Source organism: Paenibacillus sp. GXUN7292 (assembly GCF_050864975.1).
Taxonomy (GTDB): Bacteria; Bacillota; Bacilli; order Paenibacillales; family Paenibacillaceae; genus Pristimantibacillus.
In genome coordinates, this window is record NZ_JBOZWO010000007.1 from 1 (window position 1) to 25629 (window position 25629).

Annotated in this window: 21 protein-coding genes; 5 read left to right on the top strand and 16 right to left on the bottom strand. The window is 43.4% G+C overall.

What is annotated here, in order from left to right; genetic code table 11:
* Positions 1-258: 258 nt before the first annotated feature.
* The 7 genes from ACRRU2_RS08445 to ACRRU2_RS08475 form a co-directional block, all read right to left on the bottom strand.
* Positions 259-6429 (bottom strand): CehA/McbA family metallohydrolase, encoded by a 6171-nt coding sequence (locus ACRRU2_RS08445; RefSeq protein WP_432500774.1) that lies wholly within the window; start codon positions 6427-6429, stop codon positions 259-261.
* 153 nt (positions 6430-6582) lie between these two features.
* Positions 6583-7689, bottom strand: coding sequence for an SGNH/GDSL hydrolase family protein (locus tag ACRRU2_RS08450; RefSeq protein WP_432500775.1), 1107 nt, complete (start codon positions 7687-7689; stop codon positions 6583-6585).
* A gap of 46 nt (positions 7690-7735) precedes the next feature.
* Entirely contained in the window at positions 7736-8500 is a 765-nt protein-coding gene (locus tag ACRRU2_RS08455) for a Cof-type HAD-IIB family hydrolase (RefSeq protein WP_432500776.1), read from the bottom strand.
* Positions 8497-9333, bottom strand: coding sequence for a carbohydrate ABC transporter permease (locus ACRRU2_RS08460; RefSeq protein WP_432500777.1), 837 nt, complete (start codon positions 9331-9333; stop codon positions 8497-8499). Before ACRRU2_RS08460 ends, ACRRU2_RS08455 begins: the two co-directional genes overlap by 4 nt.
* Positions 9334-9362: 29 nt before the next feature.
* Positions 9363-10310 (bottom strand): carbohydrate ABC transporter permease, encoded by a 948-nt coding sequence (locus ACRRU2_RS08465; RefSeq protein WP_432500778.1) that lies wholly within the window; start codon positions 10308-10310, stop codon positions 9363-9365.
* Between the two features lie 63 nt (positions 10311-10373).
* Positions 10374-11858, bottom strand: coding sequence for an ABC transporter substrate-binding protein (locus ACRRU2_RS08470; RefSeq protein ID WP_432500779.1), 1485 nt, complete (start codon positions 11856-11858; stop codon positions 10374-10376).
* A gap of 194 nt (positions 11859-12052) precedes the next feature.
* Positions 12053-12640: a YdcF family protein gene (locus ACRRU2_RS08475; RefSeq protein ID WP_432500780.1), complete on the bottom strand. Its 588-nt coding sequence runs from the start codon at positions 12638-12640 to the stop codon at positions 12053-12055.
* Positions 12641-12965: 325 nt separating this feature from the next.
* Here ACRRU2_RS08475 and ACRRU2_RS08480 point away from each other — a divergent pair, with 325 nt between their 5' ends.
* Both ACRRU2_RS08480 and ACRRU2_RS08485 read left to right on the top strand, forming a co-directional pair.
* Positions 12966-14150 (top strand): ROK family transcriptional regulator, encoded by a 1185-nt coding sequence (locus ACRRU2_RS08480; protein ID WP_432500782.1) that lies wholly within the window; start codon positions 12966-12968, stop codon positions 14148-14150.
* An 831-nt stretch (positions 14151-14981) separates the two neighbouring features.
* Positions 14982-15284: a hypothetical protein gene (locus ACRRU2_RS08485; RefSeq protein ID WP_432500783.1), complete on the top strand. Its 303-nt coding sequence runs from the start codon at positions 14982-14984 to the stop codon at positions 15282-15284.
* 94 nt (positions 15285-15378) lie between these two features.
* On the opposite strand, the gene ACRRU2_RS08490 is transcribed toward ACRRU2_RS08485, so the two are convergent.
* The 3 genes from ACRRU2_RS08490 to ACRRU2_RS08500 form a co-directional block, all read right to left on the bottom strand.
* The gene (locus ACRRU2_RS08490; protein ID WP_432500785.1) at positions 15379-15696 is read right to left on the bottom strand and encodes an MGMT family protein; all 318 of its coding nucleotides are present in this window, start codon (positions 15694-15696) and stop codon (positions 15379-15381) included.
* Positions 15697-15732: 36 nt separating this feature from the next.
* Positions 15733-16539 (bottom strand): polysaccharide deacetylase family protein, encoded by an 807-nt coding sequence (locus tag ACRRU2_RS08495; protein ID WP_331697426.1) that lies wholly within the window; start codon positions 16537-16539, stop codon positions 15733-15735.
* An 81-nt stretch (positions 16540-16620) separates the two neighbouring features.
* Positions 16621-17202: an NAD(P)H-dependent oxidoreductase gene (locus ACRRU2_RS08500; RefSeq protein ID WP_432500786.1), complete on the bottom strand. Its 582-nt coding sequence runs from the start codon at positions 17200-17202 to the stop codon at positions 16621-16623.
* A 132-nt stretch (positions 17203-17334) separates the two neighbouring features.
* On the opposite strand from ACRRU2_RS08500, the gene ACRRU2_RS08505 reads away from it, so the two are divergent.
* Positions 17335-17775 (top strand): MarR family winged helix-turn-helix transcriptional regulator, encoded by a 441-nt coding sequence (locus tag ACRRU2_RS08505; RefSeq protein ID WP_331697428.1) that lies wholly within the window; start codon positions 17335-17337, stop codon positions 17773-17775.
* 80 nt (positions 17776-17855) lie between these two features.
* Positions 17856-18731: a hypothetical protein gene (locus ACRRU2_RS08510; RefSeq protein WP_432500787.1), complete on the top strand. Its 876-nt coding sequence runs from the start codon at positions 17856-17858 to the stop codon at positions 18729-18731.
* Between the two features lie 160 nt (positions 18732-18891).
* On the opposite strand, the gene ACRRU2_RS08515 is transcribed toward ACRRU2_RS08510, so the two are convergent.
* A complete protein-coding gene (locus ACRRU2_RS08515) occupies positions 18892-20367 on the bottom strand; it encodes a protein adenylyltransferase SelO (protein ID WP_432500788.1) in 1476 nt (491 codons plus the stop codon).
* Positions 20354-20602: a hypothetical protein gene (locus ACRRU2_RS08520; protein ID WP_331697431.1), complete on the bottom strand. Its 249-nt coding sequence runs from the start codon at positions 20600-20602 to the stop codon at positions 20354-20356. The genes ACRRU2_RS08515 and ACRRU2_RS08520 overlap by 14 nt, the downstream gene beginning before the upstream one ends.
* Before the next feature lie 465 nt (positions 20603-21067).
* Here ACRRU2_RS08520 and ACRRU2_RS08525 point away from each other — a divergent pair, with 465 nt between their 5' ends.
* On the top strand, positions 21068-21691 hold the full coding sequence (locus ACRRU2_RS08525; protein WP_432500789.1) for a hypothetical protein: 624 nt from the start codon (positions 21068-21070) through the stop codon (positions 21689-21691).
* Positions 21692-21743: 52 nt separating this feature from the next.
* Here ACRRU2_RS08525 and ACRRU2_RS08530 read toward each other — a convergent pair whose 3' ends face one another.
* From ACRRU2_RS08530 to ACRRU2_RS08545, 4 genes are read right to left on the bottom strand one after another with little or no spacing between them, the layout of a single operon-like run.
* Complete coding sequence (locus tag ACRRU2_RS08530) at positions 21744-22742, bottom strand: aldose 1-epimerase (RefSeq protein ID WP_432500790.1); 999 nt, start codon at positions 22740-22742, stop codon at positions 21744-21746.
* Position 22743: 1 nt separating this feature from the next.
* Positions 22744-23748: a Gfo/Idh/MocA family protein gene (locus ACRRU2_RS08535; protein ID WP_432500792.1), complete on the bottom strand. Its 1005-nt coding sequence runs from the start codon at positions 23746-23748 to the stop codon at positions 22744-22746.
* 20 nt (positions 23749-23768) lie between these two features.
* Positions 23769-24605, bottom strand: a complete 837-nt coding sequence (locus ACRRU2_RS08540) for a carbohydrate ABC transporter permease (RefSeq protein ID WP_331697435.1) — start codon at positions 24603-24605, stop codon at positions 23769-23771.
* The gene (locus ACRRU2_RS08545) at positions 24602-25573 is read right to left on the bottom strand and encodes a carbohydrate ABC transporter permease (RefSeq protein WP_432500793.1); all 972 of its coding nucleotides are present in this window, start codon (positions 25571-25573) and stop codon (positions 24602-24604) included. Before ACRRU2_RS08545 ends, ACRRU2_RS08540 begins: the two co-directional genes overlap by 4 nt.
* Positions 25574-25629 lie beyond the last annotated feature (56 nt).

Below are 25629 nucleotides of genomic sequence, written 5' to 3' on the forward strand. Positions count from 1 at the left end.
GCGATGCGCAATTACAAGCGGCTTTGCTGCTTTCATTCTGTTCCCTCCATTATAAATAGAAATAACCAAATTATAGTAAAGCTTCTTCTCAATTTCAATATTAAATGCTACAGCAAAAGTGTTTTTGTGTAAACCACGCTTGGAAGGATAAAATTGGCCATTGCTTCCAATCGTTGCCTACAATGAATCAACAGTCTTCCTGGAAGTGTTCGTTATTCGGCCAGAATTGGCCGATTTGATTTTAAACGAAGCTCAATTTTAAAAGGAAATACCGCCCGCTGCGTTAATTCTTACCTTATAGGTAGCTGTTTTCCCTTGGTAAGTAGCGGTAATCGTTACTGCACCTGGGTGATGAGCAGTTACTACACCATATTCAGATACAGTTGCTGCCCGCGGCTTGCTGCTTGTATACGTTACACCATCGCTTATCGTTTGTCTTGTTCCATCATCATAGATTGCGGTAAGGACTAAGCTTAAGGTACCTTTCACTTGCATACGCGGATCCAATCCGCTAAGCTCCAAGCGAATCAGCTGCTTTTCAGGCTCAGGCTTGACAACGATCAGCTCATAGGATGAAACTAAGCCCTCGTGCTCCGCCGTGATAAGTACGGTCCCTTCCGACTTCGCCGTTATTACGCCAGCAGCGCTGATCTCCGCTATACTTGGATTACTGCTTGTATAGGTGACGTTTGTCTCCACCTTTTCACGGCTTCCATCGCTGTACACAGCGGTAGTCGTCGTTTTATCACTCTCTCCAACAACCAGTGCAGCCGGCCCTTCGAATTCAAGCTCAGTCAGTGTAATCGGTTCTTCATCGTTTTCTGATACAGATTGTAAAACAGGTCGTTTAGCAACATCATCCCATAACCAAATATCGTTAAAGTCCCACCCTAACCTGTCCATATAGGTTAACGGGTCTTCCACTTCAATTTCGGAAAGTCCAAGTCCTTTAAGGGTTGTTAATGCTCCTTCAGCCACACCTTCTTTATTCACAATCATGCCGTCAAATGCATAATTATTTTCGAGAGTAGCAGTGTGCCCCGCAAGAACTCGTCCCATCACACGGTTTGCCATAGTTGGCGCTGTAACCGAAGGGCCCAGGGCAATGACATTTCTGACGACCGTATCATTATACCCGTAGCCAGTCACTCCGCCCGCATTGCTCGTAATCGCCCGAACGATTCCAGACGCATACACGTTTTCTGTTAAGCTGCCTGTGTTCGTAATTCCAATTAGGCCGCCGGCCTGACTTACCTGAGCGGTTACATCCGCGGTAGAATAGCTGTTTCTTACGATACCATTGGAATAGCCTACCAAGCCGCCTACAGTGCTGGAGCCTGTAATTGAGCCTGTTGAAAGACTATTCTCTAACTCACCATTGTTCGTGTTGATGAGTATACCTATTCGACTCGCGCCAGTGACGCTGGCATCGATCATAGCTATATTTTTAATCACTCCGCCATTGAGATGGAATAAACCGCCGCTCGAAGAATTAAAATGATATATTTTCTTCCCGTCGCCATCCAAAACACCGGTGAAAGGTACAACTTTAAAAAGTGATTCCGCCGTTTGCCCAGAGTAATCCAAATCATTATCTAAAATAAATTTTTCTGCCGGGAAGACTTCCATAACGTTCAAATCTGCGATGGATTTGATTTTGTAATAACCTGCTTCATTTCTCTCCAGTGGCACTACTGGCTCTTTTGCCTCTTCAGGATTACTGCTTAATACCGGACGTTTTAAAGCATCATTCCACATCCAAACCGACACAAAATCCCATTTCAACCTGTCGGTATACGTACTAGGGTTTTCAACCTCTTGCTGGGATAGTCCTAAACCTTTTCTGTTATCAGCAGCTCCTATACTTTCGCCTTCTTTATCCACAATCATGCCGTCAAAAGCATAATTATTCTCAAGCGTTGCAGTATGCCCGGCAAGAACGCGTCCCACCACACGGTTCGCCATGGTCGGCGTGACGACTGAAGGGTTAAGAGCAATGACATTTCTGACAACCGTATCATTATAGCCATAGCCAGTCACTCCGCCTGCATTGCTTCTAAGCGCCAGAACAGCTCCTGACGCGTATACATTTTCCGTTAAACTGCCCGAGTTTGTAATTCCGATTAGACCGCCAGCTTGGTTCAGCTGCGCAGTTACATCTGCAGTAGAATAGCTGTTTCTCACAATGCCATTGGAATAGCCCGCTAGACCGCCCACTGTGCTGGAGCCTGCGATTGAGCCCGTCACAAAACTATTCTCTACCTTTCCATTGTTCGTATTAACGAGTATGCCTATATTACTCCCGCCAGTGACGCTGGCATCTATCATGGCTACGTTTTTAACCGTTCCGCCATTAAGATGGAATAAGCCGCCATTTTCTGATTTAAAATTGTATAAGGATTTATTATTTCCATCAAAAACGCCAAGGAAAGGCATCCCCTTAAATAAAGGCTCAAAAAGCTTTCCTTCGAAATCTAGATCATTTTCCAAAATATAATTTTCATCCGGGAATTCTGAAATGGTCTTTAATTCATTAATCGAACGGATGATGTAGTACCCATCTTCGTTTTGATCAAGCTTCGGCTTTGGCCTATTATTTTCATTAATTTGTTCCAAATTACTTTGCAGTAATGGGCGCTTCGCATCTTCATTCCAGATCCAGATAGAATCAAAGTCCCAACCGAGGGTCTCCGCGAAAAAGGATGGCTTTGTGAATGCTTCTATACTTACACCCTGTCCCTTTTCATTATTTGGATCGTTCACTGTAACATTCTCACTGCTTACAAACATATTTTCATCTGCATAATTATTTACTAAGGTTGCGGTATCTCCAGCTAAAACTCTGCCGACAATTCTATTAGATGCAGTACCTGTAACAATAGATGGATTTAATGCCATACTATTTTGAATAACCGTATTGTTATATCCGTATCCGCTGATGCCGCCCGCATTTGATTCTTCTGCTACAACGGCTCCCATTGCATAGACTTGTTCTGTGACACTGCCCCGATTTGTAATCCCGATAATACCGCCGGCTTGCTTTCCGCGAGCACTGATACGAGCTGTTGAATAACTGTTTCTTACGGTACCGTTCGAGAAGCCCACAAGCCCGCCAACGGTAGAATTGCCTCTAATCGATCCAGTACTGTAGACGTATTCCACTATTCCATCATTCTGATCAACCAGAATCCCGACATTACTCCGGCGAACATCGATGTCAGCATTGATGATTCCTACATTTCGAATAATCCCTTCATTAACGGCAAAGAGACCCGCACCGCCTGAGGAAACAATAACGCCTGTAATCGTATGTCCTTGCCCGTCAAACGTCCCGGTAAATGGAGTTTCATTAGCGCCAATTGCTTCAAAAAACATGCCATTACCATCGATGTCACGATCTAAAATATAGTGTTTGTCCGGGAACTCATGCATTTTATTAAGTCCGCTGGCACTTTTAATTTGATAAGGGTTATCTTCCGATCCATCACCCAGCATTCCTTCTTTAGCTATTAAAGGATCCGTTAACGGCTCTCTGTCGATTGGATTATTAACCAGTCTTACGACGATCGTATTTTCATCGCCAAATGCAAGCGGGCTGTCAAATAAGATGATTTGTTCTCGTCCGAGATGTTCCAGCGTTGCTTCCTGGATAACCGTTTCTAACAGCTGTTCACCTGTATGATCACGCTTTTCACCGATAATAGTTACACGTTCAAGCGAGTTCGGGTAATTTAATACCCCAACGCCCTTCAAGACGTTATTTTCTACAATCGCGCTTGTTAAGTTCATATAATTTTCAGGTTGTTTAATCGTAAATGAATCAATTTCAACACCGTCGTTGTTATAAGCCTTCAAAGTGAGAGATTGATCGTTAGATTCTAAAATAACACCTGTTTGCTTATTTTCATCATAAACGATATGATCCCAGTCAAATGATTTATTATCATAGAACGTTGGACCTGATGAACCAACCGTCACAAAGGTTGTACCCAGATTCATCGCTTCTTCGGATATATCTTTTACACCGTTTCGTATTGTTGTCCGTTTATATACGTGATCATGGCCGCCAATGTACAAGCTGACGCCAAGCTGTTCAAATGCTTGAGACAATTTCGCTCTCATAATGTTCATACCGGTCTCATCGCCAGATTGTCCGCCGTAATAAGGATAATGCCCCATAACGATTTTCCACTTTTTGTCGGTTGCCCGCAAATCTTTTTCCAGCCATGACAGCTGCTTGTCGAAATCCAGCGCAGTATTCAGAACAGCTATATGCATATCGCCATAATCAAACGAATAATTCGTTTCCCGATAACTGCCTTCACCGTTTTTCGGCAAGTTGAAAAAACCGGAAAATGCTCCGAATTTCCGATCCGTCACATGTTCACGATCCCCGACAATATGAGCAGAAATAAGATCCAGGGTGTTGTTATAAATGTTGTCAAACACATCATCCCATGCATAAATATTGCCGCCAAGCCAGGCCAAGTCCCCGACTTGGATCACAGCCTGTCCGTTTGAATTTTTCTCCTGCAAAACATCCAGCATATCGCTAAAGAGCTTGAAACTTTCCGGATTTCGATCTGAAACTTCAAGATCGCCCATTACATACATAACGGCTTCCTCTGAAGCTGGCGCGGTCCTAAAGCTATAACTGCTGCTCCAAGGTCCAGTCGGCGAAACCCCATACCGATATTCATACCTAGTCCCTAAGTCTAGATCTGTTAAATCGGCTTCATGAGCTGCAAGCACACGGTAATTACTCTTTGCAAACGTGTCGCCGTACGCGGCTTGAAAATAAGAGACATTCGCCTGTACCACTTCAGCATTATCCCACATCGCCTCTGATTCAGGTTTGAACTGAACATACGATGCTTCCAATGCCTTATCCGTCACTAAATTTATTCCCACTTCATGTTCATTTTCGCCTACATTAACAATTGGTTTAAATTCATTTAAAATTTTATCAGTATCTAAATTTTGTTGAGCAACAAGCAACCGGATAAGCTCAACACGTGTATTTCCTTGATGATCGGTTGCCGCATACTTAATAAAATATTCCCCGTACATATCGACCTTGAAATGCTGATCCGCAACGGCTACTTCTCCCTTATCATTTAAAACGATTGCTTCCACCGATAAAGGCTGACCGAGATTATCCGTCGCCGAAGCGCTCAGCACTTCTACTTGATCCCCAAGCTCAATCGTGTCTGAAAATTGTCCATGGACCGTAATTTCAGGCGCATGCACCGTGCCCCTCGTTTCATCGCCAATCCAAATTGGAGCACTTACGGCTTCTTCGCCGTCTTCTTGGAAAGCTCTAACGATGAAATAATCCCCGTCTGCACTTGCAAAGGTTTCTTCCATTTCAAATTGATTGCTGGCAATATTTTGGTACTCCTTGACCACTTCGCCGCTATTTTTGTATACAACGACTTTATCCAAATAATCGTTAGCATCAGGATCATTTATCCGTACATAAAGTTGAATTTCATTTGTACTAGCTGGAAGGATCGCCCCCATCATCTGACCGTTTGCCGAAACCGCCATTTCTAAATTACGATCAAATGATACATAGGTGCGATGATTTCGCATCGCCTCGTAAAGGCCGTCTCTAGATAAGTTATTTGCCCACATACCGGTTACATGGGGTTGAACCATACCCCAATTCCCTTTGTGCTCGTCTCCGCCAAACACAGGAGAAATATGCCAGCCTCGATCCAGTGCCTTGGTATAGATGGCAAAATCATTTGAGGATTTGTATTCTATCATATTAAGATTTCTGTCAACATCTCGGTTATAGTGTTTAAATTCAGAGAAACTCCAGTTTCCTGACGAGCGCGGATGGTTAAATTGAGCAATAGCATCAGGGTCTTGGGCAAGTCTTGCGTAAAAGGTAGGCAAATCGTATTTTATGTCGCTCCAGCCCCACGTGCCATCCGCACCTAGTCCATGTGTTCTTGCAAACCATGCGGCATTAAATAAGTTGATATGACCCGATTCATCGTACCAAGTGACTTCCGTACCAGGCAGCGTAATAAATTCGTTATCACTATTGTGAGCATCTGATTGCTCATGCAGCAATTTGTATTCTTCGGAATAAGAGTCTTGGACATTAGTAATAAAATCACTGCCCGTACTGATGTCATAAGTCACGTCGTGTTCAGTCACTGCGTAAAAATCAAAATCTGTATTAGCCTTCACAAATTTATAAGCATCATCAGGTAACAATATCCCATCACTGAGAGAGGTATGGGTATGCATGTGACCTTTGAACAATGTAGATCCTAAGTACTCAGCTCTATCTTTTTTAGAAGCACTATCTTCTTTCTCAGAAGCGAATACCATAATGCCGTAACAAAGACTAACGACTCCAGCAATAAAGCAGGCCATTACGATTAAAGGCAGGTTTCTACTATTGGACTTCATCAAGCTCTCTCCTTTTCGGCTCAAAAAGTAATATTAGGTGTCTGATATCCATAAACGATCTTGCCAATATTAAATGCAGCATGAAGCGTATGACAAACAGCCCTTAAACCGAAAAAGCTGCAGTCTGAAGGCTGTTTCTATCATCTATCTTATTCACAGTCGTAACAATGGCATAATTATAGGCGCAAGCGACTGTGCCATGCGCAAAAATCCGAGGTCGGTTGGATGTACTCCATCAACTGTGCACTCACTCTCGGAATCCTCGCCTAGCAGCTTAGTACCGTCAACGAAGTGGATATTATTGTCCCCCTCTGCCTGCCTCTGTTCAACATTCTCGATTTGGACCAGCCTGCGGCTATTATAAAGCTCCCTTCTCCCTTCATAGAACCGGTCTCCGGCATAGCGAATCCTGGACACAACTAGTATAGGAACTACTGGATGCCGCGCTCTCAAAATACGGATGAATTCAGGCAGCGTTCGCGTAATATTTTCCACCTCGCCTGTATTCCCTTCGTAATCAAGAATGTAAAGCGCCGGTTGCTCGATTTCCGAAATGATATGCGCGAGCTCAGGCTCGCCCTTCCCATTTCCGGAGAAGCCAAGATTCACAAACTCTACCGGAATCATACGGCTAAGAATATTAGAATAAGCCATACCCGGACGGGAGGCGCATCCCCCCTGTGTTACCGAGGTCCCGTATATAACGACAGGCTTATTGCTTGCATAGGCAGGCGCTTCGCTTATGACTGCATCCTTATCTACACCGATCCATACCTCCTCTACCCCCTGGTAGAGCGGGAAGTTTAAGGTGACAGATACATTTTTTTGCTCGTCCCATTGGTATAACTGTGATTCGTATTCAGTTGCCGTTGGCTTAAATATAGCCGTGGAGATAAAGTGCTGCTCTCCTGGCTCTCCAAGATAACAATCAAACCCGCACTGCCCTGTAGACGGCATATGATGCATATTGGCAGGTCCGGCAAGACGTACCCTTATGACCAACCGTGAAGAATTGGTCCGAAAGCGAATTTGCCCGCCTGCCGTACAATAAGCAAGTGTATCTACTGCTGGCGGTACGACAGCTTGGGAAGCCAAGGGCAGGCGTCTGTAAACCTTATCCAACGCGAGCCATGGGAAGCCGGCGACATGAAAGGGCGCCACAAGCGGAGAATACCATTTCAACTGCTCACCATTTTTTGTCTCCGGGTATATAGTTCCGCCCAGTTGATCCAAGTTTATTTCTTTCGATTGAACGGCCATCTATAACTACTCCCCCCACTATATTTACCAGCATACGTCTGCTGCGTTACTCGATTTGAAATACATACTTCCGAATTGCCCGGGCAACGCCATCCTCGTTGTTGGTAGATGTAACCACGTCCGCTATTGATTTGATATGCTCCTCGCCGTTGGCCATCGCCACGCCGAGACCTGCCGCCTTCAGCAGCTTTGCGTCATTATCACTGTCACCAATGGCGAATACATCGGACATAGACAAGCCGAGCATCTGACAAACCTGGCGGACTCCGCTTTCCTTTGTAATGCCTTTCACTGAAATCTCCATATTGACAGGGGCAGAACGGGTAATCTCGAGCGTCCCCCAACTGAGCAGCTCTTCCTTTATTTCAGCAAGCTTCTGTTGATCATTGCTGCCAATGCCGAATTTCATCCAATCCCGCTCGAACATCTCCGGCGTCCAGTCCTTGGCGCCTGTCAGACTCTCTACACTGTAGCCCCAATACCAACCGCCCCGTTCTGCAGCAATGGCGTGAATGTTGCGAATCGTGTCACGAGGAATAAAAACGCGGTTTTTAAGCTTGCCCGGCCCTTCCCAAATCTCTGCGCCATTGAGCAGCACCATCGGGGAATCAAGCCCAAGCTCATCCCAGAAGCCCTTCGAATTTTGAAAGCCTCTCCCGGTAGAAAATATAACTTTAACTCCGTTATCTACGGCATATTGAATCCATTTTTTAGTTTCTTCCGTAATTTCCTCCCGATCCGTCAGGAGGGTCCCGTCCAGATCCAACGCAATTAGCTTATACTTTGCTTTTACCTGCTGCATGACACTCATCCCTTCACCGCTCCCATCGTCGCGCCTTCCATAAGAAGTCTTTGGAACAAAATATATATAATAATGGATGGCACCATGGCAATGGTAACACCGGCAAACAAAGTTACCCAATCTGCGGTGAACTCCATTTGCTTATTCGCAGAATACATTTGCACTGCAATCGGATATTTTTTTGGATCGCTTAAATAGATGAACGGCGCCAAAAAATTGTTATAGAACCCTAGGAACTTGAATACTCCAACGGTTACAATTCCCGGCGTAGACAAAGGAACGATAACACGCCAAAACTTTTGGAATAACGTAGCGCCATCCATCGTTGCACTTTCCTCAAGCTCCAAGGGCAGAGAGCTCATAAAACCCCCAAGCAGCATAAGATAGAACACACTTTCCCCAAGACTGGACAGCAGTATTAATCCGGTTAAGCTATTGGTCAAATCCAGTTCCCGCATAATCACATATTGAGGTACAAGCGCATTGATGCCAGGCAGGAACAGGGACAGCATAATCAAACCCCAAATCAATTTTCTACCTTTAAAATTCATTCGAGTAAGCGCATAGGCGTTAATTGTCGTGAAGAAAAGGCCAAGCACTAGACTTCCACCAACATAATAAAGAGTATTTAAGAGTGATTGCCCGAAACCGTATTGATTCCATGCTTTCGTATAATTCTGCCATCTCAATTCTGATGGCAGCGCCCATATATCTTGAAAAAACTCAGGATTACTTTTCAGCGATTCATAGATAACCCAAATCAGCGGAAATAAAATGGTCAGCGACCAGGCATAAAGCAGCACACGCCACACAACGTCCATTAACGTTCGTTTTTCCTTCAACCTTATCCCTCCGAACCTTCATATGGAAACTAATACTCGTAGCCTTTGTTCGGCACAAATTTATCAATTAACAGCTTCGCCGTTATTAATATAACGAACAGAATCATACCGACTGCGGAAGCGTAGCCATAATTCCGATACTCTTCTCCAAAAGCTAAGTTAAACATGTAGAGGCCGATGACGTCCGTTGAACCATATGGCCCCCCATTTGTCATAATGAGGATGATTTCAAAGCCCTTCATCGTGCCAACAACGAGGAACAACGCGCTGACGCGAATAATTGGCGTAACAAGCGGCATTGTAATTTTAAACAAGCGTGTCATATGTCCGGCTCCTTCAAGAATCGCCGCCTCGTACAATGACTTTGGAATCGCCAGCATCGCATTGGCAAAAATAATGACATACAAGCCGACCCCGCCCCATACCCATGCCGGGATAATCGACGCAAGGGCTGTTCCTTCATTGCCTAGCCAATAGAAATTACCGATATTAATGCCAACAAATTTCAGAAGCCCATTCAACAAACCGTACGATCCATCATAAATGAAAGCCCAGAGGAGAGCGACTACGACCGTAGATAACACATTCGGAAAGAAAAACAATACCTTCAAAAATTTGTTTTCTCTATACGTTTTATTTGTAATTAAATAGGCAAGGAGCAAAGAGATGATAATAACAAAGAAAGGCACTGTTATCATAAAAATCAAATTGTGGGTAAGTGCACGCCACACATATTTATCTCCAAATGCGGTGATGAAATTGGACAGCCCGACAAACGTTGCATCCGTAAATCCATCCCAATCGAGCAGCGCATAATAAACCGATAAAATGTTCGGAAACAACGTAAAAAGCAAATAGCCGCCAAAGGGAGGCACGATAGCTATGAACAGAAATATCCACTTCTGCGTATTCGCTTTATCTAGACCCAGCTTGCGTGTAGGGGTCTTTGGTGTCTTCACAACAGTTGAATCAGACACGAGAGGTCAACTCCTATCTTAAAATGGAAGAGCGGAGATGAATCCTCCCCGCTCCATCATTTCTTATTTTTTCTTTTCAGCCTCTACAGCTTTCTTCAGCAGTTCTTCAGCTTGCTCCAGAATCGGTTTCGGATCCTGCTTGCCCATAGCAAATTTCACAATATTTTCATCCAATAATTTTTCTGCTTGAGCAAGATTCGGATCGGAAATACTAACTGTTCGACTTGCTTTAAACGTTTGGGCATCATTCTTCGTAATATATTCGAGAACAGCTTTAGTCGAACTCATAAGTCTTTCTGCCCGTGCTGGATCATCGATCAAATCCTTACGCAAAGGCAGTGCGCCAACAGTTTCCGCGGCTTCTTGCTGATTTTCAAGAGTAAGCTGCCAAAGGATGAATTCCTTGGCCCACTTTTTATTCAAATCCGGTTTACCAGCCCAAATGTAGTTGAAGCCTGTAGTACCACTGCGGATCCAAAGCTTTTGGTCTTCGCTTTCACGGAACGGAACGGCCATATAACCCCATTCGAAATCCGCAGTCGTCGCTTCCTTCATCTCATTTTCGACGTGTGTCCCTGTCGATACCATCGCCGCTTGACCTTGAATAACCTGCATTTGTGATTGCGTATGGTTCAAAGCTGGAAGTCCCTCTGCAAAATAACCTTCTTTTCCAAGCTCATATAAGCGTGTCCAGGTTTCGACCGTTTCAGGATTTGTGTATTGCGGTAAACCGTAGGTTCTGTAGTCTTCGATAAATTCATCGACATGACCATTAATATCAGCTAGTTCAAAGTTTTTGGCTGTTCCGAAAGCCCAGTTGTGGTAGCTTGGGTGCATGCCCGGGAACGTGATTGGATAAATACCATCTGCCTTAATATCCGCTAACAACGATTTAAATTCTTCCCATGTTTTCGGATTTTGGTTCCAGCCATGCTCTTCAAACAGTTTCTTATTAAAGAATAACCCTCCGAAGCTAGTGTAGATTGCGAATTCATACCTCTTTCCTTGAATCTGCGGCGTAGATTCATAAACTCCCGGCATACTAAGGTCTTTCACCGTTTTGTCAGGCATATCGATAAGCTTGAAGTCCCAAATATCATCTAGAGGCTCCAGCTTACCGGCTTCAGCCAACGCTACAATACCGCCGGAAGCACCGGAAGGAGCAGTATTGAACAAATCGAACATATCCTTATCGTTGTTTGCTGAAATTTTAGTAGAAAGAATTGTTTTCATATCCGATGATGCTGTAACGTCAAACTTGACATTCGGGTATTTCTCGGTGAAGGATGCCACCATTTTATCAAACCCTTCACGTCCGTAACCTCCTACCTGCTGACCGACTTTAAGCGTAACCTCCACATTTTTCGGCAATCCATTCTCGTAAACATCTGCTTCAGCAGTCGCGGCCGGCTTATCCGAACCCGCTGGAGAAGTACTTGGGCTAGGCTCGTTCTTTCCGCTGTTTCCGCCACAAGCAGCCAGCATGGTTAAAGATAATATCGCTGCAACACCCGTACTCATTAATCGTTTCGTTTTTCCGTTAAACATTGTTTTGCTTCCCCCTTTTAATTAATAAATAAATTGGATTAACTATTTAAGCATAACTGTGTTTTGTTAATCGCCAATCAAATCAGGGTAAATAATTTGTAAATAACTACTGGACTTGGCCTTTTAAGCCTCACCTCCCAAAATCATGTAACCGTTTTCAATTTGATTACTAAATTAGTCGAGCAAGCACCTTTTTATCCATTGTTTTGATCATTGATTGCCCTTCTAATAATCGGCAGCGTTAAACGAAATGCCCGAATTTCCATAAAGGTTAATTTCAGCTGTAATGCAATTATGCTTCTAATACTTCGATTAGCACAGAAACCGCCTTTTATGCCAAGACGATTCATAATATACTTTGTGCGGCGGATATGGAATAAATTTGTTATAATAATAAAAGATTTCAATTGGTACTGCTCCATTAATTGCTTGCTAAAAATTAAATTCTGAACCGTATTGTAGGACTTATCTTCTTCCAGCACTCTTTTTGCCGGAACGCCCTTCTCAACCAGATACTTCTTCATTAGTTCTGCTTCCGAGCGACGTGAACCAACAGCTCCTCCCGATACAATGATGTATTTGTGCCCATACTGCCGAAATAGCTTGTAAGCCTCATCTAGTCTTTCCTTAAGTAAGGGGTGTATTTGGCCATCTTTGGATACATAGCCGAGTACAATAATCGCATCTGCTTTACCAGGTTTTAATATAACTGCATGCAGCCAGCATATGTAAGTCAGCACCGCTATCGCCGCTATTGCAATTATCCATCCAATCCATATCATGACTTGCTCCTCTAGACGATGATTTATTATATTTAATCAAATCAGTTTACAAATTAATAATATCTTTTTTTAACACAATGTCAATACAATTCGTTGCATTTTTTTAGTATTTTTGGATTAAGAGTTTTTGCCTTGTCCGAATTTTGCTGCATAAAACCGCCATTTATCGTCGTTTTTCAGAGAATTTAAAATGTACATTAATTGACTTAATCCAACTTACAACTTTTATTCGCCTCGTATTAATGCTACACTTGAAGCAAGTATGCGCATAATTTATCAAATGTTTTGAATCTTGATTATTATATAAAACGTTGTCGGAAAGAGGATGCATATCGTGAGTGATTCGGTCAAACAAACTAGCCATATGTTATTAAAATCAATTAATCAGCAGAAGGTTCTTTTTCTTATTTATTCAGAAGGGCCGATCTCTCGCGTAGAGCTTGCAGAAAAAACTGGACTTAGCAGACAAACGGTTACCAATATCGTTAACCGCCTGTTAAAGGAAAAAATAATCGTAGTAGGAGAGCTTATCGATCTGGAAGCAGGAAGCGGAAGAAAGAGAGTCGGCCTTCACATTAACAGCAGCCACTTTTATGCCATAGGTCTGGAGCTCGCCGGCAAATACATCCGTGGAAAGGTGTACAATCTGCGTCAAGAAGCAATTGCATCAGCGGAGCGCACGATTAACAGATATGGCTCCGTAGATGTCTTGTTAAGACTGCTCCATGAAGTTATCGATGAGCTGCTTACCCAGGTGCCTAACACCTCTAAAGTAAAAGGTATCGGAATCAGTATTCAAGGTCTGGTTGATTCTCTGCACGGCATCGTTCTCCGGACACCCGGCATAGGTTTTCATCGCCTTCCTCTCAGTCAATTGCTTGAAGATAAATATAATATTCCTGTGCACATCGAGAACGACGTCAATCTTCTCTCCGTCAACGAGAATATGAACGGCTGCTTGAAGGAATCCGCTAACAATATCACCATTAAATTTGATTATGGGACAGGCGGAACCATCGTTCACGATAAACAAATTGTAACGGGATCCAACTTTGTCGCAGGGGAATTCGGGCATTACAAAGGGTTCTATGGGGAAGACGCTTATCCTTGCCATTGCGGCAGATCGGGTTGCTTAACGACGCTTGCTTCCAGCAGCGGACTTGGTGTATCGATCAAATGTACGCTGGAAGAGTTTGCTGAAGGCATCAAAACAGGAGATCCCAAATTTCTTAGCTTGTACGAAAAAATTGTCGATGGCATCTCGATCGCTATGGCCAACATTATTACATTCATAAATCCAGACAGCCTGCTTATGACTGGCCGCGTCATTCATACTATCAGTCCCGAAATGTTCGGCGAAATAAAGTCTAGAGTGATGCACCAGTTGCCAGTAACGGTTAATAACGTACAGATGATCTACCTTCATAACAAACCGGATGAATCAAAGCTTGCTGCCGGTTTAGTTATTAAACGCGCCTTCGAAATACCACTGGATACTTTATCTCTTTAATATAATAATTAAACCTACTATAACGGTTCATCTCTGACTCAGAATGAACCGTTTTTTACTTTTTATAAACTATATAGCTTTTAGATACGTATTTTATTTTTAGTGTGAAATATGCAATTTTCGTATACAAAGGAACTGTCGGTATCGTACCCAATTTCTCCTCACTCCTCGTTATAATTTCTCGGAAATGCAGGGTATAACGGTTGCCACAGAGCCTATTCGTTAAAAAATAAGGTGTTTTAAAATCTAACGGTTGCCATTGCCGCTATTCAATCAATATCTGCTAAAAATACGCCAAAATGCCGAAATAGCCGCCAAAACAACCGTTAAAAAATTAAACAGCATAAAATCAGCCCTTTAGCGGCTGTGGCAACCGTTACAAGTTTTTCACCAACAAAACCACATTTGGCCTCAACAGCTGCAGTTATTAATTTTTCAGCGCCAATGCGTTGAGGATAGCTAGCTTATTACATGACGACCGATGTGTGTCCACTTACAATTAAGGACAATATTCGACCATTTATTTATTTTCATACTTATTTCGATATTTGCATATATAAACACACCCCTCACTTCACATCGCATGTAAGGACCAGTGTAAGACAGGAGAGCGTAGAATGACGATTGAATTTACGACATAAGTGCTTCGGTCCAAGCCACAGTACACCACCGAGCGCAGTCCCCAGTACGCAGTGTTTCGCTCCATAACAGCGTCGGCCGATCACCGAGTATATCGACTTTAACATGAAATAAATTGAAATTCTGTGCCCTGTTGGCACCAAAATGGCGATAAAGCCTATAAAACGACAAAATAAAAGAGGGAGAGACAGCATGAATGTGGGAAAAGCTCAAAATATTGTACAAAAATGGATAACGGAAAATGCGAGTTTAGCGAAAAATTACAAAGGGGCTTATTTTAGCGGTTCGGTGCTGGATTGGGCTGAGGATATTGAAGTGCCGGATACTTCGGATATTGACGTCATGGTTGTCATTGATACTGAGGAGGAGGCACCGCCGAAGCTTGGCAAGTTTGTTTATAAAGAGGTTTTAATAGAGGTAACATATATGAGCAGCAAACAGCTAGCATCGGTCCAAGCTGTGCTTGGAAATTATCATCTGGCCAGCAGTTTTTGAAAGAACCATGACCTTGCGAGCCGCAGCCGCGAAGCGCTCCAGCTGTTGCCTGCTCTTAAAGCGACGACTAATGCTATTATAGAGTCCAATCGGTTTATAAATTAGAGACAGGCCAATATTGGTACTTAGCCAAATCGATACGGCCTTGATCATCAACACTAATATTCTCCGATGTTAAATATAGTATTTGCTTGAATCTTGATTCATCATCCGTAATGGCAATTTCCCCTTTGGCGTTAACAACTCTATGCCAAGGCAGGCCGTAAGAAGCACTCATGCTGTGCAAAATGCGGACGACCTGCCTTGCGCCTCTGCTGCTGCCGGCCAGAGCGGCGATTTGACCGTAGGTCATGACGCCGCCTTCTGGAATATTCTTAATAATAGCAATTACCTGCTGCGTAAATGGCTTCATATCTTCCCTCCACACAGTTATGCGTTTTTTGGAATCTTATAAATTAACCAGAGCGCCCGCCGGAATAACTACCGATTCTCCTGCAGCACTGATCCAAACGTCTACTGCTGAAGGGTTATGGACTATTTTGCGATTAACTGAAAATCTAAGGCTTTTTAGCGCATTCGTATAAGATACAAGCTCGGACATTGTTGCCATCCAGATGCCTGTGCTTTCTTCCAATACACTGCCTAGCTGATCAACCAGCTCCCAATTGTTATCATTGTCGAATTCAAAGCTATGCCCCCATACAAATAGAAGCTCCATTCTAGAATATCGCGATTTGCTGTCTACAAATTGACGAGCCGCCTCTACCATTCCTTTGTGATGGCAAGTCGGGTGCCAGGTTAACAAGTTTGCTGGCATGACAAACTGACCGTGGCTCTGCACCGTTCTGGCATACTCAATGCCAACAGCAGGCAAGGCAGCTACTACGCTGTCATTATAAGTGCCATAAGGATAGCTCATTCCTCTGACAGGATAACCAACCAAAGCCTCAAGCTCGGCACGATTAGATAAAATCTCTTCAATAACCTGCTCCTGAGGAGACTGCTCCAAAAATGGATGGTTCACCGTATGAGCTGACACCTCATGTCCCAAGTACAATTGCCTTACTTCCTCTGCCGCAATATAGCCTTCTCTGCCCAAAAATCCTGTATTCAAGTGAAAGGTTCCTTTTAAACCGTACTGATTCATTAAATCAACCAAACGCCGGTCCTGTTCTCGCCCGTCATCAAAGCTAAAGCATGCAGCTTTAGTATGCCCATTGGGAAATCGGTCGAATTTTATTTGTATTTTATCCATTTCAATACCTCAAATTATCATTAAATGTATAAGAAATTGCAGCTATTCTTTTATTCTACTCGATTGCTCGGATTCCCTTTTTTAGACCTTCTGAAAATACCTGTACACCTTATTAAGCTTTTGATCATGTCTCCCCCTTTTGCTTTCCATGCTGCCGAATTCGAAAAACTTTACCTTTTTTATTCCGACATAGTTGAATAACGCTTTTCTCATTAATACTTTATGTGCATTGTTTAACCACAGCAGGGGATAGTGAGCAGGACCCTTCATAGAAGATACACATACTACCGACTTCCTCTTTAACAATCCTTCAGGCAGCAAGCCGCCTTTATCCCGATATGCAAACCCCGAAGCAAACATCTGATCAATATATCCCATCAGCATAGCAGGAGGGCGTCCCCACCAAATCGGGTATACGAGCACAATTTTATCAGCCCACAGCAATTGTTCACGGTATTTTTGCAAAGCAGGATCATTTTTCATATCCCGCCTGCGCTTGTACTCATTAAAAACAAGAACAGGATTAAAATTTTCCTCATACAAATCAAGTACCTGAATTTCGTCTATGGCAGCATTTTCACGGCTGCCCGCAATAACTTTTTGTAGAAAAGCATAGCTTAAGCTTTGATGATTGGGATGTGTGTAAATAATTAGCATATTCATGGCGATCACCCTTTACTTATCATTTGATAATAAATAAGCACAACAAAATGGTAGCATGCCGCATTTTGGTTGTCAAATGATAATTGTTTATTGATAATTAATTTGCTATTGTTGCACTAAGAGGTGAGCGCGATGAATGATCATGCTTTGTTTTTAAAAATGGTCCACTTCACAACCGCTGTGCATCAGGTCAAGCATGATATTACAAAAGATATTAGGCTGGACGATATTACGCCTGCGCAGTACGGCATTCTTGAATATATCGCTGTAAGTCAGCCTGTTACTCTGAGTCAAATAAGCGACTGTCAGCAAATGTCTATGCCCAATACGAGCCGGGAAATAAAAAAACTGATCGAAAAGCAATTTTGTGAAAAATCTGTCTCCTCCGAGGACCGAAGAAAACAATATATTAAGCTCTCCAGTAAAGGACAAGCTTTAATGAATCAAGTATTTGAGCATATACAAGCCCGTTTCGAGGAACGAATAGGAAATGCGTCGGCAGCCGATCGGCAGCTCATCGAGCAAGCGATTGACTTGCTATACGCCAAAGTGTTCTATTCAGAGACTATCTAGTAAATTATTGATTGCTCGGCTTGATTTAGGTACGATTAGGGCAGCATAAATCTTAGCTATTATAAGGAGGATGAATTTCCATGTTCACATGCTCAACCAGACAAGACCAATTCCAAACTTATGTATTGCAAAATGAATCCGGCCAAACTTATATAGAAGTAGTTCCTGAACGAGGCTGTATTATAAGCAAATATGTACATAATGCCGAGCCTATTTTCTATTTGGAGCAAGAAACGTTGGATGATCCAGCCAAAAATGTGCGCGGCGGCAACCCGATTCTGTTTCCAATCAGCAGCTATTTAGTTGACGAAACTTACTATTATAACGATTCGGCTTACCAGCTCAAGCAGCACGGCTTTGCCCGCAACCTGGCAGGCAAGGTTGTTTCTACTCACGCCGATGAAGCTGGCGCTTCCATTACACTTGAGATGACTCATAACGAAGAGACGCTTGCCCGCTATCCTTTCCATTTCACATTAACCATGAAGTATACACTGGATGCCGACGGATTAACAGTAACGGCTACGGTTGTTAATCAGGATGACAAAACAATGCCGTTCTACCTGGGCTATCATCCTTACTTCTATGCGCCTGACAAAAACAAAATCGAATTGCGCATCCCTTCAACTGCTTATGCTGACCTTGAGCCAAACAGCATGACAAATGATCGATTCAATTTCGACCAAACCGTATCTAACGTAATCTATGATCAACTGCAATCCAATGCAAGCGAAATGATCGACCATGCCAGAAATTTAAAGGTAACGCTTATCGCTGACGATTACTATCAATATATCGTTCTTTGGGCATTGGAAGGATCACCTTTTGTGTGCATCGAGCCATGGATGGCTCCGGTCAATGGCATGAACGTCAACAAAGGCGTTCAGCTAGTCGAAGCGAAGCAAGCACATACATCAACCATTCATATAAAAGTCGAATCGATCCGCCAAGGATAAGCGGCTCTTCGCCGCCCGTTAGAAAGGTACGTTTACCTTATATTAAAACAAAACAGAGCTTTTCATTGTCACAAGCCGGACAAAGAAAAGCTCTGTTTTATATTTCATCGGTGCACGTGCCCGTCCTAAGGACGGCGGAAGCTGTTTATTCTTGTTATACTTATGTTCCGCAAAACGTCCGATAAGGCATAGCCGAAGTCTCTGACAGGGCAGCATAAGCTTTCTGTTCCTGAGAGTAAGCATATGGATCACCTAAAACTGCTAGCAGCTTCTCGAGTACGGTGTAATCATCATGCTGCACAGCGGCTTCCAGCGCCTCTTCCACGCGATGATTGCGAGGAATGACGGCTGGATTACTCCTGCGCATAAGCTGATGCGCCTCGTCTTTTGTCTGATTTTGCTTATTTAGCCGATCCTGCCATTGCCCATGCCAGCTTTTGAACGATTCTGCAGCAAATAAATCGGTCTGTTCCAGCTCATTCGTCGTCAACGCAGCAAACGTATTTGTATAATCAGCGCGATGCTGCTGCATCAGCTCCAACAGCTCTTTGATAAGCTGCGCATCCTGCTCTTCTTCCTCGAACAGACCCAGCTTAGCCCTCATACCCCCAAGCCAAGCTAGTGAATAAATCGCCGAATATTCTTTTAACGCAGCTTCTGCAAGCTGGATTGCCTCAGATTCATCGCTATGCAGCAGCGGGAGCAGCGACTCGGCAAACCGCGCAAGATTCCAGCTTCCAATATAAGGCTGATTGCCGTAGGCATAGCGTCCTTCTCGATCTATTGAGCTGAATACGGTAGCTGGATCATAAACATCCATAAAGGCGCATGGCCCATAATCAATCGTTTCGCCACTAATTGCCATATTGTCTGTATTCATAACACCATGAATAAAGCCTGCCAATTGCCAGCTTGCGATCAATTCTGCCTGACGTCTAATGACTTGCTGAAGTAACTGCAAATAACGATTTTCTCCATTTTTATAAGCAGGGAAATGTCTCTCAAGCGCATAATCCGCCAGTGCCTGCAAGTCCTCGTATTTGCCCCACTGTGCCGCGAATTCAAAAGTACCAACACGCAGATGGCTGGCTGCCACCCTAGTCACAATCGCTCCGCGCAATTTAGTCTCCCGGTACACAGTCTCTCCTGTCGTTACAACAGCCAAGCTGCGGGTTGTCGGAATACCTAGTCCGTGCATGGCTTCACTAATAATATACTCACGGAGCATAGGTCCTAGCGCCGCTCGCCCGTCCCCTCTTCGAGAGTATGGGGTTGGCCCTGATCCCTTCAGCTGAATATCAAATCGTTCGCCATCTGGGGCAAGCTGCTCCCCAAGCAAAATCGCTCTCCCGTCGCCCAGCATCGTAAAGCTTCCGAATTGATGCCCCGCATAAGCTTCTGCAATCGGTTCAGCCCCGTCCGGAATGCTATTGCCTGCAAAAATTTCAGCTCCCGCTTCACTATTAAGAACATCTGAGCGAAGGCCTAATGATCGTGCCAATGCAGTGTTGAACCTAACAAGTTTTGGCTCCGCTACGGGCGTTGGATTGGTAAAGGTATAAAATAACTGCGGAAGGCTTGTGTAGCTGTTATCAAACGACCAGCCCGCTTCTGTTAGCTCATTATTTGTTGTCATGTCTGATCCTTCTTTGCGTATTATTTATGTTTAAGATGTAATTACCCAAGCAACTTCTCGGAACCTCATCCATCGACTTGGGCGATTGAAAGCCATTTACTCTATCCACATGCTTAATAATATCATTAAAGCCTTCTCTGCCATTCGTGTGCTGCATCTCATTGGGGTGAGTAGAATGAAGGGAGCTATCCTCGTATGGATTATAATCCTTTCGTTTCATCAGCTCATTTCTCATGAAACCACCTCTTCTAGATCAAACTTTTATTCAAGCTTTGGATCAAAAGGCAGACGCCATGATTAAAGTGTACCATATATTTACATAAAATTAGCATGTTTTACGGCAGATAGATCCAAAAAGTCGACTGCAGATTTTTGTAGCTTAATGGTTTAACCTTCTATATACACTCATTATTTGTTGCTGCTGCTTACAATATTCAGCTAATATCTCATGATGCATGCTGTTCGTTTCTCTTTAAAGATTTTTAATTTCCTACGAATAATGAAGCAATCTTGCGCATTACAGAGATGCATAATTTTGAAAACAGATTGAAAGCTCTCTCTATCAGATATTGCATTAGTTTTTAAAAATGCGAACGTCTGTTTTTGCCTTTTGCTCAAATCTTCCAGACAGTGATATGATTTTTCTGAATTTGCAGAAGTCAGAGAAGTTTTTTCTTCGATTTAATATTGGAGGGAGCATATGAGAGCTTTAATTATTCAACCAAAGCTTGAGCACGCCCTAAGCCAACTCGAGCTGGAGCTGCGCCAAAACACTGTTGATATTGTAATATTACCTGAAGGGTATTTGAATGAAAATCTGGAACAAGCTTGCCGCCTGGCAAAGCAATACAATACAGTGTTGATTGGCGGTTACAGAAAAATGAATGAGCGTCCGAAGGATAGAGCTGTCATCATTAACCGTGCAGGAGAGATTGTGCTGGACAGAGTAAAATATAGCGATACAGCCTGTGCACAAGTTGAAGAAATTACAGTCGGGCACATTCTATGCGACGAGCTGATTATCCAAGGCATTAAAAACGAAAAGGATATGGCCATAGATGTCATTGTACATCCAATCGGCGTAGGCATGTTTAGTGAAGCGCAATTCCAAGAATGGATAGAGTCGGCTCAAAAAATCGCTGCCAGACATCAAGCTATGATTATCGGTACGAGCCATGCCGATGGAACGTTTAGAGATTCTAATATCTCGATACCTATTGCGTACTGCTTTAACAACCGCGGAGAAACTATCTTTATTGCAAAAAATGATACGCGTCCACGAATATTAAATATTTCATCAGGCAAGATACAGATCATTAATTAAGAAAAAAGCCATCCCCGTCATCTTCATGATGATGGGATAGCCCTATCTTAAATTATTCTGTATGTTCAACTGTAATCACACAGGTTGCTGAATCACTTCGTCCCGGCTCAATCTCCTTCATGCCCGTTATTTCAGGCGAGAGCTTAAGATTAAAAGCGTTTGTCACACAAGTATACGGCTCCGGACAAAGATACCGGCCAGTACCATCTCCATTATGGAGTACCCAATGGCCAAAAGCTTCATCCGCCATATATCTTACTCGAATCCCTGCATCCTTATCTGTGAGCACCGCTTCATTGGCAGCTTCCGGCTCCTTTTGAAATAGATCATCCAGCTGTACGCCAGCAATAGCGATACCTTCATTCAGCGGGCCGCTTCTCGTATCCGTAACCGGAATGCCAGTAGGCAGAAACCGACAATTAAGCTCCCAGCGCTGCCCGATCGGAGCTGAGAAGATACTGTTCGCCTCCGAAGAATCCTCCCGGAATGGGAAATGGAACGTCGTATGATAGCCAATCCCCCAAGGGAATGCCTGACTGCTGTCGTTATGAACCTCTACGGTCTGCGTCAGCATTCCCTCTTCAAGCACCAGCTTCATAACTAACCGGAAAGGATGCGGAAACTGCCTCATAACATGATGATCATTAACAGCATTGAACTCCGTTATGATAACAGCTTGGCCGTTGCCTGCTTTCATCTCTGTTACCATCCATTCCTTATCATGAACGAGTCCATGCGAATGATTGCCCGTAGCAGTATCATTAATATCAAACTGATAATGCTGGCCACGATAACTGAAACGTCCATCCTCAATTCTATTAGGCGGAAACAGTACCGGAATACCGTAAAGCAAAGGAGCTTGGCTATATGCTTCTTCGGATTGAGGCGTTCGCAGCAGTTCGATTTGCTTAGCTTTGCTGTATATCGAAACAACTCTGCTGCCGAGCTTGGGAACGACCGTCATGATTAGACTATCGCTCTCTGCCTTTACAGCTTCATAGCCCATCCATGCAGCCTTCTCTACTATCGCTGTCTTCTTATCCATCATCATCTTAAATCTGCTCGATCGTGCCGTTCTCTACAGAGCGATGAATCGCATGGACAAGCTTCGTATTCAGCAAGCCTGCCTTGGAATCCGCCTCTGGCGCAGTATCTAATCGAATATGATCTACGAAAGCATTCAGCATGCAGCTTGGCGCAGAAGTGAATTGACCGTTAATCGGTGTGCCGAGAGTGTGCATATGGCTGTATACGCCACCGGCTTTGCGCACCATTTGATCAGAAAGATCAACGTACAATGCACCGTCGCTGCCAATAATTTCATATTTAAAATCATAAATAAGCGGCATAGATTCTGGCAATACCCAGCTTGTCGTAAATGTTGCATGCGTACCGTCGTCAAAGCTCACTACCGATTGAATTGAGTCATACGTATCAATTCCCATGCCTACAAGCTTTTTCTTCGTTCCAACCGCGTACACACTGACTGGAGCTGCATTTTTCTTCAGCCATAAAGCGATATCTGTTGCATGAGGCAGCAAGAACCAGCCAGGCGAGGAGCCTTTTGACCATTTCAGCATTTGTGTAGGTACAAAAATAGTATCATTCAAACGAGAGTTGACTGTAATGATATCGCCGATTTCACCGTTTTCCACCGCATTCTTCACAGCGACAAACGGGCTGTTCCAACGATTTTCAAAAGCAACCATACATTTTACATTGGATTTTTGCACGGCCTCATCCATTTCCACAGCTTCTTCTACACTGGTCGAGTATGGTTTCTCCACCATGAAGTGAATGCCATGCTTTGCCGCCAGCATAACCGGCTCCTTATGCAAGAAATCCGGAGTCGCAATCACTAAAGCATCCAACTGTTCATTTTCAATCATATCCTTCACATCTGCATAACCAGCTACTCCATATTTGTCTTTGCTTTTTTCCAAAGCAGACTCGAAAGCATCACTAACCGCAACTAGCTCTGCATACGGATTTTGAAGCAGTGTATCTGCAAATAAGTTTCCACGATTGCCCATCCCTACGATGCCAAATCTAATCATTTTTATTAGTCCCTTCATTATTATTTAACAGCGCCTGCTGTCATTCCGCTAACCAAATGCTTCTGCAGAAGCCAGAATGCAATGACAATTGGCAAGGTGGTGAATACTGAGCCAGCCATCAGATAATCCCACTTCACGACATACTGCCCCTGGAAGCTTGCAATACCTACTGAGAGCGTCCACTTGTCATAGTCGCTAATAAAGGTTTGCGCAAACATAAATTCATTCCAGCTCGTCAAAAACGAGAAAACCCCTGTTACAACCAGACCCGGTAAGGTAAGCGGAAGAATCACGCGAGTAAATGTCATCCATCGACCAGCTCCATCCACGCTTGCCGCTTCGTCAATCGAGGCAGATATGCCATCGAAATATCCTTTTAGCATCCAGGTACAGAATGGGATAGCGACGGTCGCATAAGCGATAACGAGTCCAAAATAGGTATTCAGCAGTCCATAGTCCTTCATAATCAAATAAAGCGGAACGATCAGCAATGATCCCGGCAGCATCTGAGTCAGCAATATAATATAGCCGATCGCCATCCTGCCGCGGAAGCCGAATCGGGACATCGCATATCCCCCGAGTGCAGATATAACAAGTGATAAAATAGTCGTTAAAAGAGACACGAATGCTGTATTTTTAAACCAATTAATAAAATTAGCGTTCGGATCCGCATGTGGATCCAGCATACTTTGGTAGCCATCTGTATTAATTTGCTGAGGCAAATAAATAAGCGGATTGCTGTAAATTTCTGCTTGTGGCTTCAAAGAAGTCAATATCATCCATATAAACGGTGCAATAGCGAACAAAGAAATAAGCACTGCACCTACGTAAACGAATAGCGAATGCCGTTTCTTCATTGCATTTCACCCGCCTTTGTCGCTTTCATGTAGAACACTGTAAAGATAACAGAAATAACAAGCAAGACCATTCCTGCAGCTGCAGCCAGTCCAAAATCAAAGGATTTGAATCCTGCGCGATAAATAAAGATTGTTAAAATTTCTGTAACTCTGCTCGGTCCTCCGCCGGTAAGCACATATACAATAGCAAAATCTTTAATCGTCCAAATAACGAGCAGTAAAAATACGATAACGGAAACAGGCTTAATGGAAGGCAATGTGATATGCCAGAATTGCTTCCAGGTCGTTGCCCCGTCAATACTGGCTGCCTCATACATATCTTTCGAAATAGTTTGCAGACCTGCGAGCAGCATGATGGCTGCAAACGGGAATCCTTTCCATACGTTGACGAACATAGCCGCCCATAATGCTGTATCGGTGTTGCCAAGAAAGGCAATTGGATTTGAAAGTATATTGAATTTCATCAGAATGTCATTAATAACGCCAAATTGATAATCATACATCAATATAAATACAAGACAAGTTACTACTTCCGGAAGAGCCCAAGGAATAATAACGAGCGCACGCACAAGACCTCTTCCTTTGAACGGTGTATTAAGCAGTACTGCTGTCGCTAGGCCGAGAATGAAGCGAGCAAGTACAGTAATTGCAATATATACAAACGTAATACCTAGAGATTGCAAGAAATAACCTGTGCTGAACGCATTCGCGTAATTCTCAAAGCCTACGAAAGGATGGCCAGCCTCTATTGGCTTTGCTACCTTCCAATACTGAAAGCTCATAATTGCCGCCTTAATGATTGGATAAATCAAAACCAAGCCCACCGATATGATGAGCGGTAAGATAAATAAATAAGCAACACGGTTTTTCTTCATTGTGCGTAACTCTGTTTTAATAAAGGACATTAGTCCTTTTGACTTCTTGTTCCCTACGGAAGGATTATTGACTAGCACTTCTTTGCTGTTCATACCTTCCCTCCTCAAAGTTTTGTGAAGCAAAACTGCTTCGGAAGCATATGCTTTGT

What these genes read in the sequence shown, in the direction of transcription:
- ACRRU2_RS08540 (WP_331697435.1), bottom strand. Translation starts at nt 24,605, where the DNA reads ATGAAGAAACGGCATTCGCTATTCGTTTACGTAGGTGCAGTGCTTATT.
- ACRRU2_RS08470 (WP_432500779.1), bottom strand. Translation starts at nt 11,858, where the DNA reads ATGTTTAACGGAAAAACGAAACGATTAATGAGTACGGGTGTTGCAGCG.
- ACRRU2_RS08520 (WP_331697431.1), bottom strand. Translation starts at nt 20,602, where the DNA reads ATGAGAAATGAGCTGATGAAACGAAAGGATTATAATCCATACGAGGAT.
- ACRRU2_RS08505 (WP_331697428.1), top strand. Translation starts at nt 17,335, where the DNA reads ATGAATGATCATGCTTTGTTTTTAAAAATGGTCCACTTCACAACCGCT.
- ACRRU2_RS08445 (WP_432500774.1), bottom strand. Translation starts at nt 6,429, where the DNA reads ATGAAGTCCAATAGTAGAAACCTGCCTTTAATCGTAATGGCCTGCTTT.
- ACRRU2_RS08480 (WP_432500782.1), top strand. Translation starts at nt 12,966, where the DNA reads ATGCATATCGTGAGTGATTCGGTCAAACAAACTAGCCATATGTTATTA.
- ACRRU2_RS08510 (WP_432500787.1), top strand. Translation starts at nt 17,856, where the DNA reads ATGTTCACATGCTCAACCAGACAAGACCAATTCCAAACTTATGTATTG.
- ACRRU2_RS08545 (WP_432500793.1), bottom strand. Translation starts at nt 25,573, where the DNA reads ATGAACAGCAAAGAAGTGCTAGTCAATAATCCTTCCGTAGGGAACAAG.
- ACRRU2_RS08535 (WP_432500792.1), bottom strand. Translation starts at nt 23,748, where the DNA reads ATGATTAGATTTGGCATCGTAGGGATGGGCAATCGTGGAAACTTATTT.
- ACRRU2_RS08500 (WP_432500786.1), bottom strand. Translation starts at nt 17,202, where the DNA reads ATGAATATGCTAATTATTTACACACATCCCAATCATCAAAGCTTAAGC.
- ACRRU2_RS08475 (WP_432500780.1), bottom strand. Translation starts at nt 12,640, where the DNA reads ATGATATGGATTGGATGGATAATTGCAATAGCGGCGATAGCGGTGCTG.
- ACRRU2_RS08485 (WP_432500783.1), top strand. Translation starts at nt 14,982, where the DNA reads ATGAATGTGGGAAAAGCTCAAAATATTGTACAAAAATGGATAACGGAA.
- ACRRU2_RS08530 (WP_432500790.1), bottom strand. Translation starts at nt 22,742, where the DNA reads ATGATGATGGATAAGAAGACAGCGATAGTAGAGAAGGCTGCATGGATG.
- ACRRU2_RS08525 (WP_432500789.1), top strand. Translation starts at nt 21,068, where the DNA reads ATGAGAGCTTTAATTATTCAACCAAAGCTTGAGCACGCCCTAAGCCAA.
- ACRRU2_RS08455 (WP_432500776.1), bottom strand. Translation starts at nt 8,500, where the DNA reads ATGAGTGTCATGCAGCAGGTAAAAGCAAAGTATAAGCTAATTGCGTTG.
- ACRRU2_RS08450 (WP_432500775.1), bottom strand. Translation starts at nt 7,689, where the DNA reads ATGGCCGTTCAATCGAAAGAAATAAACTTGGATCAACTGGGCGGAACT.
- ACRRU2_RS08515 (WP_432500788.1), bottom strand. Translation starts at nt 20,367, where the DNA reads ATGACAACAAATAATGAGCTAACAGAAGCGGGCTGGTCGTTTGATAAC.
- ACRRU2_RS08495 (WP_331697426.1), bottom strand. Translation starts at nt 16,539, where the DNA reads ATGGATAAAATACAAATAAAATTCGACCGATTTCCCAATGGGCATACT.
- ACRRU2_RS08490 (WP_432500785.1), bottom strand. Translation starts at nt 15,696, where the DNA reads ATGAAGCCATTTACGCAGCAGGTAATTGCTATTATTAAGAATATTCCA.